This is a genomic window from Pedobacter polaris, assembly GCF_005116505.1.
In the GTDB taxonomy this organism is placed as follows: domain Bacteria; phylum Bacteroidota; class Bacteroidia; order Sphingobacteriales; family Sphingobacteriaceae; genus Pedobacter; species Pedobacter polaris.
Map to the genome: position 1 here is coordinate 827,992 of NZ_SWBR01000002.1, position 16,486 is coordinate 844,477.

Sequence of the window (16,486 nt, forward strand, 5' to 3'; positions counted from 1 at the left end):
TAGAGATTACTTTTTCAATTTATAAACTTCAGTCCCAGCCAATAAAAAACAGCCTAAACCATAATCTTCAAAATCTGGCATACTGGTATAACTTACTGGCTGACCATCTTTTGGTTCTTTACCAGTTCCTTGCATATAGCCGATGAAACCCGTTTTCTGAATAGCATCTTTTTTCATGCCATTCCAGGCTTTGGTAATAATTGGTAAATAAACTTTTTTGTCTAAGATTCCTTTATTTACACCCCAGGCTATTCCATAGACAAACAATGCTGTTCCTGAAGTTTCTTTTCCACCGAAATGAGTTGGATCAACTAAACTTACATTCCAGAAGCCATCTTCACGTTGTAAAGGAACTAAAGCTTTAATCATTTCATAATATGTTTTTAAATATTCATCTCTGTGAGGAGCATTTTCAGGCATAATTTCTAACACTCTAACCAAGGCTGCAACTACCCAACCATTGCCTCTAGACCAGTAACAATCTTTACCATTTGGTTCCTTGTATGGTGGCACAAAATCTTTATCTCTCCACCACAAACCATCTTTGGCATTGTATAAACCACCACCTTCTATATTTTTAGTATGCATATACATTTTGTACATGTACTCGTAATAAGTATCATCTTTTGTTAAAACACCCAATTTTGCAAAAACAGGCATTGCCATTTGTAAAGCATCAATCCAAGTCCAATCGTTAACCTTACCAGATTTGATCATTAAATCCATAGATGCTTTGATGTCCTTAATTCGTTCTGGTTTTGGGTCGATATTATATAAATCTATATACGTTTGTCCACAAGCTTGGTCATCTCCATTACGCGTTTGTATACCATTTCTTAGTCCCCATTTATGTTTTTCGCCCCATTGTACAGCGTAATCATAAAATTCTTTATCAGGATTGATTTGATATAAAGCCATTAATCCTTCATAATACACCGCTCTCGTCCAAATATTGCTAGGTCTTTCTTTATTGGTAAAAATTGATTTGCCGGCATCAGGCCATTTATTCATGAAATAGGCATTGGTTGATTTCATCGCTTTCATCACTCCTTTTTTTGAAGGTATTTTTTGTGCAAAAACGGAACACGTTAAAAGGGAAAGTATGAATGTAGTTAGAATTAGCTTTTTCATTTGGATTATGCTTCGGGTTATCGTCTTTATTTAGTTTTTTGCTTGGTCTTCAATTCATCAGGAGCATCTTTTGTAAAAGTTTCAAATTGTTGCTTAGATGGGGTTTCAAAAATATCTTTTATCGTACTGAAATCAACTTCAAACTTTGGGTTAAATTGATCTGAGGCCATATATTTTTGCAAACTATAATACAATTGTTGTGCACTTGGCATCTCTTTTAAGTCTGGGGATAAATTAGCACTAGATACGATTAATTTACCTTTACCAACTCTAGCTTCAAAGACCATTGCCAAACGGCGATTTAAAAACCAGGTATCAATAGGTTGGATAATTGGCTTAAATCCTTTCGGGAAGTCTTCCAAATTCATTACCTGGCTTTTATTTACAATTTCCCACCATTGCATATCGCTATGATAAGAAGTTGGGAATTCAGCCAGCGCTGGATTTTTTGGATCTACTACAAAACCTAAGGTATGTGGTGGACGCATTTTAAACCAAGAAGTATTCCAAAATACAGGTAAAAATGTTTGAACAACTTCTTTTCCTTTTACTACTTTTCCAGCAGCGTTTAAAAATACTTTTCCACCATTATTTAGTACTGCTCTGGCTTTATCATCAAGATCATTTGTATAATAAACATCGGTTTTTATTTCTGGAAGTTTTGTTGGAAAAAACCAAAAATCCCAGTCGTTTGCAAATTCCGTTCCATCAATTGCAACTTCTAGCTTTAATTTTCCTGCTTTTGAAATGTGGTTTGATAAATATTTAATTGAGCCAATTTGAGTTAATTCGCCAACAGCCAAGGTGCTAGGTCCGAATTTATATGTAAAAACAACTTTTCCACTTTCATCAATTAATCTACATGTAAGATTTACAGTTAAAGGTGCTTTACCCCAATGTGCAACTTCAATCTTTGGCTCAAAGCTTTCATCACTTGTATAAACAAATTTAGGCACCCTAATTAAAGGAACTGTGCTATTAGAAAAGCGTTTAAATTCTTTAGCGGTAATGTAACCTTTCTCATCCCAAAAAGCATCTAAAACTCCAATTAATGCTGTTCCCTGACCAGGATAGTCATTTAATGATAAGAGCTGAAAGCCATTATAGTTTGGTGTTCTTAAAGCTTTTTCAATCTCATTTTTATAGCATAAAGCCTGAAGTTTACCAGAAGCCATTAAAAATGATTCGGCTTGATCTGCCATGTCATGATCTTTTAAATCTTCTTCAAATAATTCAAAGTTTTTAGCTCTATAAACCCCTGTATATTTTCTGATCTCTTTAAAATTAGGAAACACACAATATTGCCCCATTTCATGCGCTACAAAAGGAACTGTGAATTGTTCAATCTGCTTCGCATAGGTCGCAATACTTTCAGGTTTCTTGCCCCAATCTAAACCTCTAGCTCCTGCCCTAACCATAAATTCATTATTAGGAATAACTGGCCAACTACCTCCTACAGATGCACCGGTATATAATCTCCTAGAATCTTTGGCCTTCCAATACTCATTAAATTTGGTAAGGTATTCTACTTGTTTACCACTAGGTTCATTACCGTAAGCCATCATGCAAAAAGAAGCATAATTACCATAGTTTTTGGTCATGCGATTAGTTTCATCATAAATGAACTGATCAATAGGCCTGCCGTTACCAATGGAAGAACCATGATTGGCCCAACTTGGCCCTTCAGGTTGTAAATAAAAGCCAATTAGATCGGCAGCTATAAATGCAGCTTCTGGTGGGCACCATGAATGAAAGCGCATGTGATTTAGTCCGTGAGCTTTTGAGATTTTAAAAATCCGAACCCAAGCTTCAACATCCATTGCGGGATACCCAGTTAAAGGGAACTCGCAATTATTAACTGTCCCCCTTAAGAAAACAGGTCTGCCATTAATCTGAAAACTTCTGCCTACAGCTTTAAATTCACGCATACCAAACTGAACTTGCTTTTCATCTTTTTTGCCATCCTTGCTTAAAAGAGATGCTTTTAATCGGTATAGTGCAGGGTCAAACTCATCCCAGGTTGCAATTTTATCGCCCATTGGCAGCTCAACTTCTAAAGTACCAACACCATTAGTGATCGAATATGCTTTTGTTATTGGTTTTACATTTAAAATCTCTTTGGTATTGAAACTAGTAGCACCTAAGGTAATTTTTCCTGTTGATGAAGTATTTGAAGGTGCTTTTAATTGAATTTTGACTTTCGCTATCTTTCGTTTCAAATCAGGATATACCTGAATATCCTCTAAATAAATAGGTGAACTAGCCTGTAGCAGCATTTTACCAACTACGCCATTCCAATTTCCTTGTGTATGGTCTGTTAAACTGTGTGAGTCTTTTCCTACATTGATCGCTCTTATGCTATTATCAATTTGAAGTGTAATGGTGTGTTTGCCTGGTTTTAAATTAGCTGGCAATTCGAAATTCTGAGCAACTACAAATGTGTATTGACTACCAATTTCTACACCATCAATCCAAACTTTAGTTGCTGAATGTGGGTATTCTAGCGATAAAACTATTCTTTTTCCATTCCAATTTGCTGGAATTTCAATGTCTTTTTGATACCAAGCTACACCTACATAATGTTTATGTGGAGTTAACCAGAAAGGAATTTTAATGTTATTTGCTTGACGGTATTTAGCCAAACCAGGGTTATAGAAATAAGAGCTATCATAAATACTCCCTGTCCATTTTGTTTTTAAAGTAATGTCATCCCCTTTAAAATTCTCGGCCATTGACCCTGGCAAATTGATAGTTCCTGGAAGAACAGTTGAAAACCACTTGGCTTTTAATCCCTCATCATTGGCATCGATCTTAAATCTCCATTTACCTTTTAAAGAGATAGTTTGAGCTTGAGTAGTATTTAAAGAGAAGAAAATAAAAAAACCAGCTAGCAGCCAATTCTTGAATTTAGGTACATTTATTTGCATATCATTTAAAAAGTGAATGTTTGAACAGTCACTCTATTTGGTTAGAGCTACTATATTAAGCTTTAATAGAGATATGGGCAACCTGTAGTGTCCTGCAATAATTGAAAAAACCCTTGTTAAGCGGTGATTCTAGCTTTCTAAAGGTGATTTTAACCGTAACATATTTGTGGTAGTATTATTTAATTTTACCACATAGGCACATAGCTATATAGGTTTGAGTATTTTTCTATGCAATTCTCATTTAGTTAGTTGTGAGTCTGAGTGTAGTTAAGGAGCATTTATTGGTCAGGATTTGAAATCCTCAGCTAGCTAAATCGAGATTACAAATCTCGACTAAAACAGGTTATTAGACATAACATACTCTTGTAGTATATTTACTATTACCACATAGATAACATGAGTTTAAGTCACCTTTAATACATACGCATAGCTCAATTCGGGTTTATTTTTTGGGAGTTCAACTTCTAGTCCATTTACTGTACGTTCAAATTGAAGTGATGAACCTCCTAAAAGTTCAACCTTGGAAATAGGTTCTGGTCTTAATGAATTTCCAGTTGATAAACTTGTAATGATTGCATTTCCTGTTTCATGCCAAGCCATTCCTAAAACATACAATACACCACCTTTTTGCGTAAATCTATAATCTAGTTCGCTAAACGCCTTTCCATCACTTTCATTAAAACCCTGGGCTTTTAGTGGGTTTTGTGATTTTTGCGCTGGTCCTTCACCAAAAATTCTCCAAGGACGAGTACCAAAAATACCCTCTCCGTTTGGTTGCATCCACTTTCCAATTTCTGTAACAACCGCTAATTCATCGCTATCAATAGTTCCATCTCCTTTAACAGGAACACTCAATAATAAATTTCCATTTTTACTTACAATGTCTATTAAGTTATGGATTACTGTTTTTGCATTTTTGTATCTATGTTTTTCAAAAATTGATTTGTTATAATGCCAAGATCCTAAACATGTACAAGTTTGCCATTCAAAAGGTTCTAAGCGATCGCTTCTTCCCTTCTCTATATCCCAAACCATACATTTCCTCTGTTCTTCATTCAGTATTTTACCATTTATTACAGCTTGTAGTTTTCCATTTTTAGCAATACTTTGATTATAATAATGAGAAGCTATTTTTAATCCAACATCACTAATTGGCCACAATGGCAAAGCTGTATCATCGAAATAAATCAAGTCTGGATTGTATTGATCTATTAAATCTATGGTTCTATTCAAAAAATTGTCACAATATTTTTTATCAGGAACTGTTGCTCCGTTCTCGTAATCCCATTGTTTGTGAATACTTCCAACATCTTCGCTTCCTTCACTTAATTTATGATTTTGGGCATAAAGATCTTTTGGATCATAACCTTGCCACCATTTATTTTTTCCATCTTTTTTAGTTAGATTTCCATCATAAGGCACGCCCTTTAAATCACCCTTTTTGTCACTCCTTTGGGCTGTTTCATAAAAACTCCAAGCATGTGCAGCGTGTACGCTAACACCAAAATGTAACCCGTGTTTTTTAGCAGCTTTAGCCCACCCACCAATAATATCTTTTTTTGGACCCATATTAACAGAATTCCAAGGTTGATGCTTGCTATTGTAATTATCAAAATTATCATGATGGCTTGCCATTCCAACAAAATATTTAGCACCAGCATTTTTATATAATTCAACAAGTTGATCTGGATTCCACTTTTCAGCCTTCCAATCGTTTATCACTTCTTTGAAACCTGCTTTAGAAGGATGTCCGTATTTTTTAACGTGAAAATTGTATTGGGAACTTCCTTCATTGTACATCAAACGGGCATACCAGTCACCTTCTTCTGGTTGGCATTGTGGCCCCCAATGAGCCCAAATTCCAAATTTGGCATCTCTAAACCACTCTGGTGTTTTATATTGTTTTAAAGATTCCCAGTTAGATTTAAACGGGCCTTTAATTAGCCTTTTTTCTGATGTATAATTTAAAACGGAGTCAAAAGCCAGTAATTTTTCGCTTAAAAAAATAGATGGAATACCGATTGATAAACCTTTAATCAGATCTCTTCTTTTCATAGTCAATAATTATTTTAGTTGATGGTTCACTAAGCAAAAACCCCCTATATCAAATATTTAGTCTACTTAGAGTTTATAATGCTCTTAAACTTGTTTTATTTAGTCGGATTCCAATCTGGATCCTTGTGATTGAGGATTTAAAATCCTCAACTAGCCAAAGTCGAGATTGCAAATCTTGACTAATGACAAAACTTACTTTAAATATTTATTCAACTTAGAGTTCTTCAATGTTTTTAATCCTTCCACAACAAGTGAAGCATTTAATTTAGCACCTGCTTCATTGGTATGTGTGTGATCTTTTTCTGTGAAGTAAGTTTTAATTAAATCTGCGTTTGCAGTACCATAGTTATCTTTTATTAATTGGTTTAATGGAATAAAATCTACTTTTTCAGCTTTAGCAACTTCTTCAGCCCACTTTGCATAACTATCATTTGCCAATACAATTTTAGCATCTTTTACTGGATTACGGGGAATTGGAGAGCACACAATTGGTGTTGCTCCTTTGGCTTTAACATCATTAATAAACTTGCGTAAGTACCATCCATAGGTATAAACCTCTTCTTGCTGCTTTTTAATTGGATTAAAGATTACTTTACTTTCTGTACCGATTCCTTTAATCGTTCCACGAGCACGGGCTGTATCATCTAAAGCACTTCCGTCATTATGCCCAAATTGCATCATTACGAAATCTCCTTTTTTGATTTTAGCTAAAACAGGTTCCCACAAGCCATTTGTTTGGAAAGTACGACTACTCGTTCCTCCAAGCGCATTATTTTCAACATTGATTGTGTTGGTATTAAAAAATTCACCTATAAAACTTCCCCAGCCCCACAAAGATCCATCGCCTTTGCCTTTTCCGTTTTTAACAGTAGAGTCTCCAATTAAAAATAGTGTTGGTTTTTCGTTTTGCTTTAAAATTACACATGAAGAAAAAATCGTAAATACCACTGTTAATGCTAGCAATAAATGTTTTTTGTTAGGTTTCATTATTTTTTAATATAATTTTTAAGTGGACAATCTTTTAATGCCTCAATGCCTTCGATAACCGATTGCGCATTTACTTTTGCACCTTCTAAGTTGGTATGTGTATGATCGCCAGGGAAAAATGCTTTCACTTTTTCTGGTCCCATTGCATCATATTTATCTCCTGTGATTTTATTCAAGTCGACAAAAAATGCATTTTCTTCTCTAGCTACATCTGCAGCCCATTTGCCAAAATTTTGATCGGCACGTAAAACCTTTCCATCTTTAAATTGATTTCTAGGTATCATTGAAACCACGATTGGGATTGCCCCTTTTGACTTAGTTTCACGAACAAATTTCCTGATATACCAACCATAAGTATGCACAGTTTCTAACTTGCCATCTGGCCAAGTTAATACTTTGGTTTCTTCTCCAGTACCTTTTAGCACTCCTCTACGACCTGCTTTTGTAGTATCTGGCGCACTGCCATCATTATGACCAAATTGCATGGTTACAAAATCACCGGGTTTTAATGTTTGTAGAACTTTATCCCATCTGCCTTCGGATAAAAAAGTTCTTGTACTTCTACCAGCCATTGCATTATTTTCTACATGTAATTTTGTAGTATCAAACAATGCTGCAATTGGTGTTCCCCATCCCCAGGTTTCCTTATTCGAATTGCGAACAGTTGAGTCCCCTATTGTATGTAAAGCTGGCTTTTGCTGAGTGATGAATGCAAAGGAAGAAATTAGGATTAAACAACCTATAATGGGATAGTTATATTTTTTCATTGATTTATTTTTTATTTGTTTGTGATCTGATAATTTTCTCTTGCTCATTTTTTGGGTTCAACTAAAACAATGTTAGGTTTTGGTGCTTTCTTCATTCCATAGCCAAAATAAAAACCAGTATGAGGGGGCTGATTATAACCTACATTTTGCCAAGCTATACTTAAACGATATTGAGGATCATGCATTAACGTATAAACTCTATGTTGTGTTGGACTTGTTGTGGTATATATTCTTAAGCTTTTATTGTCGTAAGCACGGAAAATTACCTCTTCACGCCAATCGCCAAAAAGGTCTGCACTTAATGCTGGATTAGATTTTGAACCATTATTTGACAGGTAACCATTTGCAGTAAACAATCTACCTCCATTATATTTGTCTATATGATTACCATCTAATAATTCGCGAGATAAATCACCGTCCCAATAAATTAAAAAATTTGTAGAACGAGGTTGATCGCCAATACGGTTGCCCTTAATATCATAAAGTCCGTTTGAGCCCGACCACCACATTTGTGCTCCGATGCGTGTATTATCTATATTATCTGCCACACCTCTACCCACATCTTCATCGTCAGATCCAGACCATAAAATTTTACCTGTTTTGGCATCATATACTGCAGCACCTGGGCCTTTTGTACCTTCTTCAATTTCATGCACACCAAATACCTCTAAACCAGGATGGTCTGGATCTAAATCAGACACATGTAAAGCATCACCATGTCTTAAGCCAGTAGTATATAAACCTTTACCGTCATCATTTACCACCATTGAACCATAAACTATTTCATCTTTGCCATCGCCATCTACATCAGCTACACTTAAGCCGTGATTACCCATTCCTGAATATGGATTTTCACCGTCTTTGGTATCAAAAACCCAACGTGAGGTTAGCTTTCCATTTCTCCAATCCCAAGCGGCTAAAACTGTTCTTCCATAATAACCTCTACACATTACAACACTTGGATGAATTCCATCTAAATAAGCAATGCATGCAGTAAATCTATCCACTCTATTTCCAGTAAAATCATTTTTGCCGTTACCACCTTTACCACCCCAACTTCCAACTTCTCCCCTAGATGGTATATAATCCGTTGTAGCTAAGGCCTCTCCTGTTTTACCACTAAAAATGGTAAAAAACTCTGGCCCGTCTAAAATTTTACCGCTTCTATTCACCCAAGTTTTGGTAGAATCGCCAATTATCTTACCTTTTCCATCCATTGTTCCATCAGCAGTTTTACAGGCAAATTCTGCTATACCATCACCATCTAAATCATACACCATAAATTGCGTATAATGTGCGCCTTCACGAATATTTTTCCCTAAATTAATTTGCCATAAAAAAGTGCCATCCATTTTATAGGCTTGAAATATGGGTGGATCTGTTAAACCACTTGATGAGTTGTCTCTACCACGACCAGTTTGATGTACAATAAGATCATATTCGCCATCGCCATCTAAATCGCCAACAGACATATCATTAGGAGTATATCCTATAGGGGTTTGCAAAGGGATTTGTAAGTATTGCTTTGAACTAGAATTTACGGGCAAAGTAAAAGATTTGCTAGCTGATTGCTCTACGCCAGTAATTATTGCTTTTACAAAATAACTGTTAGCAAAACCAAAATCTACCTTGGCATCTATATAGTTTGTACTTTGAGTAATAGGTTCTTTATTTAACTTAATCGCCTGTTTATCTCCAGTTTTACGATAAAGATTAAAAGAAATATCATCAGGTTCTGTACCTAATAAACGCCAACCCACATAAACAGAATCAATTCCTTGGCGCATTGCAATCATGCCCCTATCTAATTTTTCCATCTGCCTTTGAGCGAACAAATTAGAAGTACTAAAGACCAAAAAGGCAATTACTGCGAATTTTAATTTATATTTTATTTTCAATTTTTTCTGCATTTAATATCCTTCCCCTTTTTTAGTCGCTAATTTTTCAAATGAAATTACATCCGACTTTTGTGCCCAATTGTTATAAAGAGCAATTAATTCTTGTACTTTTTTGGGTTGAGATTTACTTAAATCATTTAATTCGGTTCTATCAGCTACCATATTAAATAAGTGCCATTCATTATCTGGATAATTTGATACCAATTTCCAATCTCCCTTTCTAACTGCACGATTGCCCTCATGCTCGAAAAATAACGCATTGTGGCCAATCCATTTTTGACCTTTAAAAAGTGGAACAAGATTTACACCTGCACTCTGTTTTATTTGACGGTCTTTGTAAATTGATGGGTAATTAGCACCGGCAAGATTTAAACAAGTTGTCATGATATCAATAATATGGCCCGGTTGATGAGAAGTTACCCCTGCTTTAATTATAGTTGGACCATAGGCGATAAAAGGAGTTGCTGTACCACCTTCATATTCCCAGTGCTTAAATAGGCGAAAAGGGGTATTGCTCACGTTTGCACCTTCAAAACCATAAGCCGTAAAAGAACTCGGATCGCTAGCTAATTTCTTGCTGCTTTGAAAAATTTCTGGTAAAAAACCATTTGGATTAATTGTTTCATTGCTAGCCCCATTGTCTGAAAGAAACATAATTACTGTATTGTTCTCTTGTCCAAGATCCTTCAATTTTTTTCTAATCCTACCAATATTTTGATCCATGCAATCTAACATAGCGGCATAAACTGCCATTTTATCATCCCAGTTTAGTTTTTCTGCTTGAGACAATGAATTCCATTCTGGTAAGTTGCTATCTCTTGGAGATAGTTTAATGTTTTTTGGGATGATACCCATTTCTTGCATCCTTTTAAATCGTGCTTCACGAAGTTTATCCCAACCCTGCATATATTTGCCTTTGTACTTTACTATGTCTTGCTGCAATGCATGCAAAGGCCAATGAGGAGCTTGATAGGCTAAATATAAAAAGAAAGGTTTTTTGGTCTTATCGTTCTCTTCGATAAACTTTAAAGCGTAATCTGTATAAGCATTGGTAGAATAATAGTCTTTATCTGGTGTAAATTCTTTATCATCTAAAGCGATGGTAAGTTTTTGTTTGGGACGATAAGGATAAGGGCCGAAATAACTTCCAGCTCCATCTATTAAACCAAAATAACGATCGAAACCTCTTTTAACTGGCCAGTTTGCTGGAGCTTGGCCAACATGCCATTTTCCAGCCATTAAAGTAGTATAACCATAAGATTTTAAAGCCTCGGCAATTGTAACACAGTTCTGATTTAAATAGCCTTGATAAGCGGGTTCTTTACGGGTATTCATCATATCACCAACTCCAGCTTGATGCTGATAAAGACCAGTTAACAACGATGCTCTTGTTGGGCAACACCTGGATGCATTGTAGAATTGAGTCATTTTTAATCCCTTTGCTGCCATTTCATCCAAATTCGGCGTTTTAGTTTCTGAGCCAAAACAGCCGAGATCGGAATACCCCATATCATCAGCCAAAATCACAATGATGTTAGGTTTCTTGTTTAAGGCTTTCTTTTGCGCTTTAGTTGTTGAGAGGCCAAAAGCGAAAAAAAACGAAAAAATAAATAGCAAATTCTTATTAATCATGAGCTATTGAATCTTATATGTGGTTTTAGAAGAAACTGCAATTCCGTTATCAGTAATCCCATCAGCTTTTATAACTACTTCTCCTTTGTTATCAGCATTGAAGAATGATACACTAACCTCGCCCTTATCGTTAGTTTTTAACAATGGCGCCCAAAAAATCGTAGTTCTTAAATCTTTATTATTTGTAGAATTGCTTGTATAATTAGGTGAATAAAAAGATCTAGCAGCGTAATATCCATTTAAGTTAAGATTTAATAGGTGAAGGTTTGGCCCACGTAAGGCACTGTCTTTTAAATCTAAACTAATTACATAAACATCTGTAGCCTGCGGAGCGCCATCAGAAGGAGATGAATTTCCTATTAAATGTTTAACAACAATTTTGTTAATCTGATCCATTGTTAAACTATAATAATCTAGCCTACCTTGTATATCTTCTTTGTTGTTAACTATAATTCTTGGTCTTACCTTTTTTCCGTTAACCAGAAATACAACACCTTCATTACTGTTCGAATCTAAATTTTCTGCTGAACCTAATTCATCAACTGACTGAGTACCCTCAACTTTTGTTAACAGGAAATGTTCTAAACCTCTGTAAGAATAATCTGCAGCTGTTATGTTAAAAACCTGATCTGGATAACCAAAAGTGGTTAAAGTTTGATCAAACAATTGTACTGTTGCACTCTTCTCTCCTATGATATTTACTTCTTTCAAAAGAATTGAATCTCCTATTTTATAGGTGCGGTTATAGGTCATCCTTTTCCCCAATTCATCATCTACATGATTAGGAACAGTTAATGGGTTAATTTTTTGAATGGTTATAGGAAGTGTTAAAAACGAAGTATCTATTTGTAACCAACCACCTTTTTTACCTTTATTGTCTTGAGATGATATTTTAACGGCTTGATTGCCATACCATTTTAAACCATCTAAAAAATAGTGCCCGGCAGCATCTGTTTTGGTCGTAAAGATCTTACTACCGATAAAATTAGAGCCGAATAAAGTAATATTCATATCTGGTAATGGTTTATCTTTCAGTTTCTCTCTAACTAAACCTTTTATGGTTATCCCAGGTTCTGGTAAATGGCTTACTTTTAGAGCCGAATCTCCAAGTTTACGCCATATATATTCTCTCCAACCCTGTGTTAGCAATAGTAGGTCTAACTGCTTAAATCTCCCTGCATTTTTAACATCAAAATATTGGTCGGCATCTTTTATTTCACCTTTTACTTCAGATTGAAGCATTAAATAACTTACAATATTATTTGCATCTGCTGGAATTAAACCATCTACCACTGCTAAAGACAATGATGTTTTTGCTGGTTGCCCAAGCGTGTTAGTTGCCCTTACATTTAATGTTACTTGCTCTCTTGAGCCATAAGTAGGTTTATTAGGGTTAACTGTTAGCTTTATTTTGTTGGCAGATTGAATGTAAATTAAACGTTCACAATTTGGCCTTCCTAAATGATCTAGTACAGTAAAAACAGCTACACCAGCAGGTAAATCTTTTGTTGGTATTGTTATTGAAAAAGTAGCTTTCGATAAAGTGATAGAACCTGTATAAATATTATCACCAGCATGTTTAATTACAATTGAAATTGGTTTCCCTTTTAATTCATTAAACAGTACTTCATTCGCACTAATAGATGCTTTAATATTTGTAGAATCTGTTGTTACATGCAAAGAAAGACCTTTTTTAAGTACAGTTGGCAAAGCTGATGCAAATTTTTCATTATTGTAAGATCCTTCAATTTTGTATTGCTCATTAATGGCGGGTGTAAAGGCGAAACTGCCCATTCCAATTGCTGTGCTTTGAAAAGTAGTTATCGTATCACCTTTTGATGAGATAATGCTTCCGCTTGTTTTTAAGCCATTTCCATATTCATCAGTTGTTTTAAATGCTACAAGAGATGTTAAACCCTCAACTAATGAACCGCCTTCTGGGAAAAAGGTTATCGACTTTTTTGAATTGATAGCTATCGGTTTCTGAACATTATTTTTTGCAGCATTATTGATGTATACTTTTTTCTGAAAAACAAAGTCATCACCAAAATTTCGCATCCAATTGGTGTAAGCCATAATGTTATACCAGCCAGCTTGAAGTGTATCTTTTAACTTAAAATCTCCTTTACCTAAGCCTTTATCTATGCGAATAAGTTTACGGTCTACCACTTCTGATTTGGAATTGATCAGCTCTACATATAAGTTATTACTTGTACTTGTTAAACTGGCACTTTTACCGTTCACTAAATAAGCTGCAAACCAAATATCTTCTCCACTACTATAATAAGTTCTATCTATCTGCAAGTAAGCCTTTTCAAAAAACAGTTTAAAAGTTTTAGGATCTTGGTTAACAACAGCTTTTTTTTGAGCAAGTATATGACCTGAAATCAAGCATAACGAAAAGAAGGTAACGGCTTTTAAAAATTTCATATGAGCATAATTTATTGTGAAATTGTTATTTCGTAAACGGCACCAGGCTTGGTAACAAAGCTTGTGTCATACAACATACTTAGGTTATTCTTAGTCTTTTTAGAAACAGCTTTTTGCCCAGCAATTTTGACTGGTACATTTGTTAAAAGGTTTAATACACCTCCGTTTTTGGCTTGTATTTTCGCCTTACTTAATTTACCATTCTCCCAATTCATATCTACTACAAAACCCCCACGAGCAACCAGTCCTTTAACAGAACCATTAACCCAAGCTGCAGAAAGAGCTGGCAATAATTGAATTTTATCCAAATGACTTTGCAAAAGCATTTCTGCAATACCTGCAGTTGCACCAAAATTGCCATCTATTTGGAAAGGAGGATGTGTATCAAAAAGATTATTTAATGTAGAATTTTTTAACAATTCTTGGTACATTTTGTAAGCATGATTTCCATCGAGCATTCTAGCCCAAAAGTTAATTTTCCATGCTTTACTCCAACCCGTTCCCTCGTCACCACGAACGATTAAAGTCTGCCTAGCTGCGTTTGAATACACAGTATCAATTAATGGAGAAATTTCCCTGCCTGGGTGCAATCCAAATAAATGAGAAATATGGCGATGCTGTGGATCTTCGTCCTCAAAATCACCATACCACTCTTGCAGGTTACCTTTTTTGCCAACTTTAAGCGGATGAAGTTTGGCATATTTTGCTTTTAGCACTGCTGAAAACTCTTTATCAATGCCTAAAATTGCAGAAGCATCCATTACATTTCTGAATAAATCTCTTATGATAGACATATCCATTGTAGAAGCAATGGTTACTACTTCTTTATTCCCGTTAGGTAAAATGTAACTATTTTCTGGAGAGGTTGAAGGAGCGGTTACTAAATACCCGTCTTTTTCTACCAGCCAATCTAAACAGAATTCTGCAGCTCCTTTCATTAATGGATAAGCAGTTTCTTTCAAATATTTTTTATCTCCTGTAAATAAATAATGTTCGTATAAATGCTGTGATAACCAAGGACTGCCTAATGACCAGTTAGCCCATCTTGGATCGCCCCCTCCTTCACCTACCGGATTAGTTTGTGCCCAAATATCTGAATTGTGATGTGCTGCCCAGCCAGCCGCCTTATAATAATTGGTTGCTGTTGCTTTACCGTTAACCGCCATGTGTTTAATCTGCGTGATTAATGGTTCTGTTAGCTCCGATAAATTGCAAACTTCTGCTGGCCAATAGTTCATTTGAAGGTTAATGTTGGTTGTAAAATTACTTCGCCAAGAGGGTCTAATTGATGCATTCCAAATCCCTTGTAAATTGGCTGCAATCCCACTTGGGCGAGAGCAAGAAATCAATAAGTACCTTCCAAAATCAAAGTATAACTGTTCTAGTCCGAAATCTGTTTTGCCAGTTTTATAATTTGCTAATCTTTCATTGGTAGGTACATTGGCTAATAAATCTCCAACATTGTTGATGTTTAATTTTACTCTATTAAAAAAATATTGATAATCTGTAATGTGCGCTTTTTTTAATGCTAAATATGTTTTTAAACTTGCTGCTTTTAAAAAATTAACAGCAATTGCTGTTTCGTCCTTACCGTTTAAATCTGGGTATTGATCATACCCATTATAACTTGTTGAACCTGATATTAGTACTAAAATTTCTGAAGCTCCGTTAACATTTAATAAACTATCTGTACTTAGTTTTCCATCCGTGCTAATTACTTTAAGTCTTGTTTGGTAACGCATGCCATTGTGGTGCAAACTATCAGCGTATATTATAGGTTTAGGATTTCTGCGTTCATCAGAATAAGTCCTTGCCTTTCCTTTTAATACTAATTCGTTATTGTTCTCTCCAGCAACTTTAAATTGAAGTTCAGTATTTAAGCCAAAACTTACATCAATTGCATTAGATTTATTAGAGGTTAATCGCATTACAATCACTTGATCTGGTGCCGATGAAAAATATTCTCTTGTATATTCTACTCCATCTACTGTAAATTTTGTGGTGGCAATTGCATCAGCAATGTTTAAGGTTCTGATGTAATTACTTACTTCGCCAATTAACTTTTGCTTTAAAACTACATTTGCCAAGGGTTGATACATATTTGTATTTGGACCTTGCATTTTGCGCATTAGTTTTACGGCATCTCCATTTTTGCCTTCAAAAAGTAGTTTTCTAACTTGAGGTAAATATTGTGGTGCTTGCGGATTTGGATTAGGATTTACTGGTCCACCGGTCCATAGCGTTTCTTCATTTAATTGAATCAATTCATTATCAATTCTTCCAAATATCATTGCTCCTAATCTTCCATTGCCTATCGGAAGTGCTTCATCCCAGTTCTTAGCAGATTTAGTATACCACAAAGTTTGGGTTAAGGAAGTAGGTTTTAACTTAACTGATTTTTCTTGGGCTAAAAGCGTTGCATCAATACACACCAACAACACCCATAAAATAATGTTTCGAAAGGCCATAAGGATATATTTGGTTGTTATCATTAATTATAATATGCTATGTTTTAATGATAGTTGCCAATTTAATTAGTTAATTATTGAGTTGCATCCTGTGCCATCCTGTTTTTATATCTATTTAATATGTATTGATGTAATAAGGTTATGACAGTTATAAACTAAACTCATTTACCTTCATTATCAATGGTAAATAC

General features: G+C 35.1%; 9 protein-coding genes. All 9 read right to left on the reverse strand.

The window, feature by feature from the left end:
* Nucleotides 1-6: 6 nt before the first annotated feature.
* The 9 genes from FA048_RS09770 to FA048_RS09810 all read right to left on the reverse strand — a co-directional run bounded on the left by FA048_RS09770 (nucleotide 7) and on the right by FA048_RS09810 (nucleotide 16,295).
* Complete coding sequence (locus tag FA048_RS09770) at nucleotides 7-1,131, reverse strand: glycoside hydrolase family 88/105 protein (protein WP_136840328.1); 1,125 nt, start codon at nucleotides 1,129-1,131, stop codon at nucleotides 7-9.
* Between the two features lie 26 nt (nucleotides 1,132-1,157).
* Nucleotides 1,158-4,058 carry an exo-beta-1,4-galactosidase gene (locus FA048_RS09775; RefSeq protein ID WP_136840330.1) on the reverse strand — a complete coding sequence of 967 codons (2,901 nt, stop codon included), beginning with the start codon at nucleotides 4,056-4,058 and terminating at the stop codon, nucleotides 1,158-1,160.
* A 402-nt stretch (nucleotides 4,059-4,460) separates the two neighbouring features.
* Complete coding sequence (locus tag FA048_RS09780) at nucleotides 4,461-6,113, reverse strand: alpha-L-fucosidase (protein ID WP_136840332.1); 1,653 nt, start codon at nucleotides 6,111-6,113, stop codon at nucleotides 4,461-4,463.
* Nucleotides 6,114-6,305: 192 nt separating this feature from the next.
* Nucleotides 6,306-7,100 (reverse strand): rhamnogalacturonan acetylesterase, encoded by a 795-nt coding sequence (locus tag FA048_RS09785; RefSeq protein WP_136840334.1) that lies wholly within the window; start codon nucleotides 7,098-7,100, stop codon nucleotides 6,306-6,308.
* Nucleotides 7,100-7,867, reverse strand: a complete 768-nt coding sequence (locus tag FA048_RS09790; RefSeq protein WP_136840336.1) for a rhamnogalacturonan acetylesterase — start codon at nucleotides 7,865-7,867, stop codon at nucleotides 7,100-7,102. Before FA048_RS09790 ends, FA048_RS09785 begins: the two co-directional genes overlap by 1 nt.
* A gap of 44 nt (nucleotides 7,868-7,911) precedes the next feature.
* A complete protein-coding gene (locus FA048_RS09795; protein ID WP_317130521.1) occupies nucleotides 7,912-9,765 on the reverse strand; it encodes a rhamnogalacturonan lyase in 1,854 nt (617 codons plus the stop codon).
* Between the two features lie 12 nt (nucleotides 9,766-9,777).
* Nucleotides 9,778-11,397 carry an arylsulfatase gene (locus FA048_RS09800; RefSeq protein WP_136840340.1) on the reverse strand — a complete coding sequence of 540 codons (1,620 nt, stop codon included), beginning with the start codon at nucleotides 11,395-11,397 and terminating at the stop codon, nucleotides 9,778-9,780.
* Between the two features lie 3 nt (nucleotides 11,398-11,400).
* The gene (locus FA048_RS09805) at nucleotides 11,401-13,827 is read right to left on the reverse strand and encodes a hypothetical protein (RefSeq protein WP_136840342.1); all 2,427 of its coding nucleotides are present in this window, start codon (nucleotides 13,825-13,827) and stop codon (nucleotides 11,401-11,403) included.
* Between the two features lie 11 nt (nucleotides 13,828-13,838).
* Complete coding sequence (locus FA048_RS09810) at nucleotides 13,839-16,295, reverse strand: glycoside hydrolase family 95 protein (protein WP_136840344.1); 2,457 nt, start codon at nucleotides 16,293-16,295, stop codon at nucleotides 13,839-13,841.
* Nucleotides 16,296-16,486: the final 191 nt, after the last annotated feature.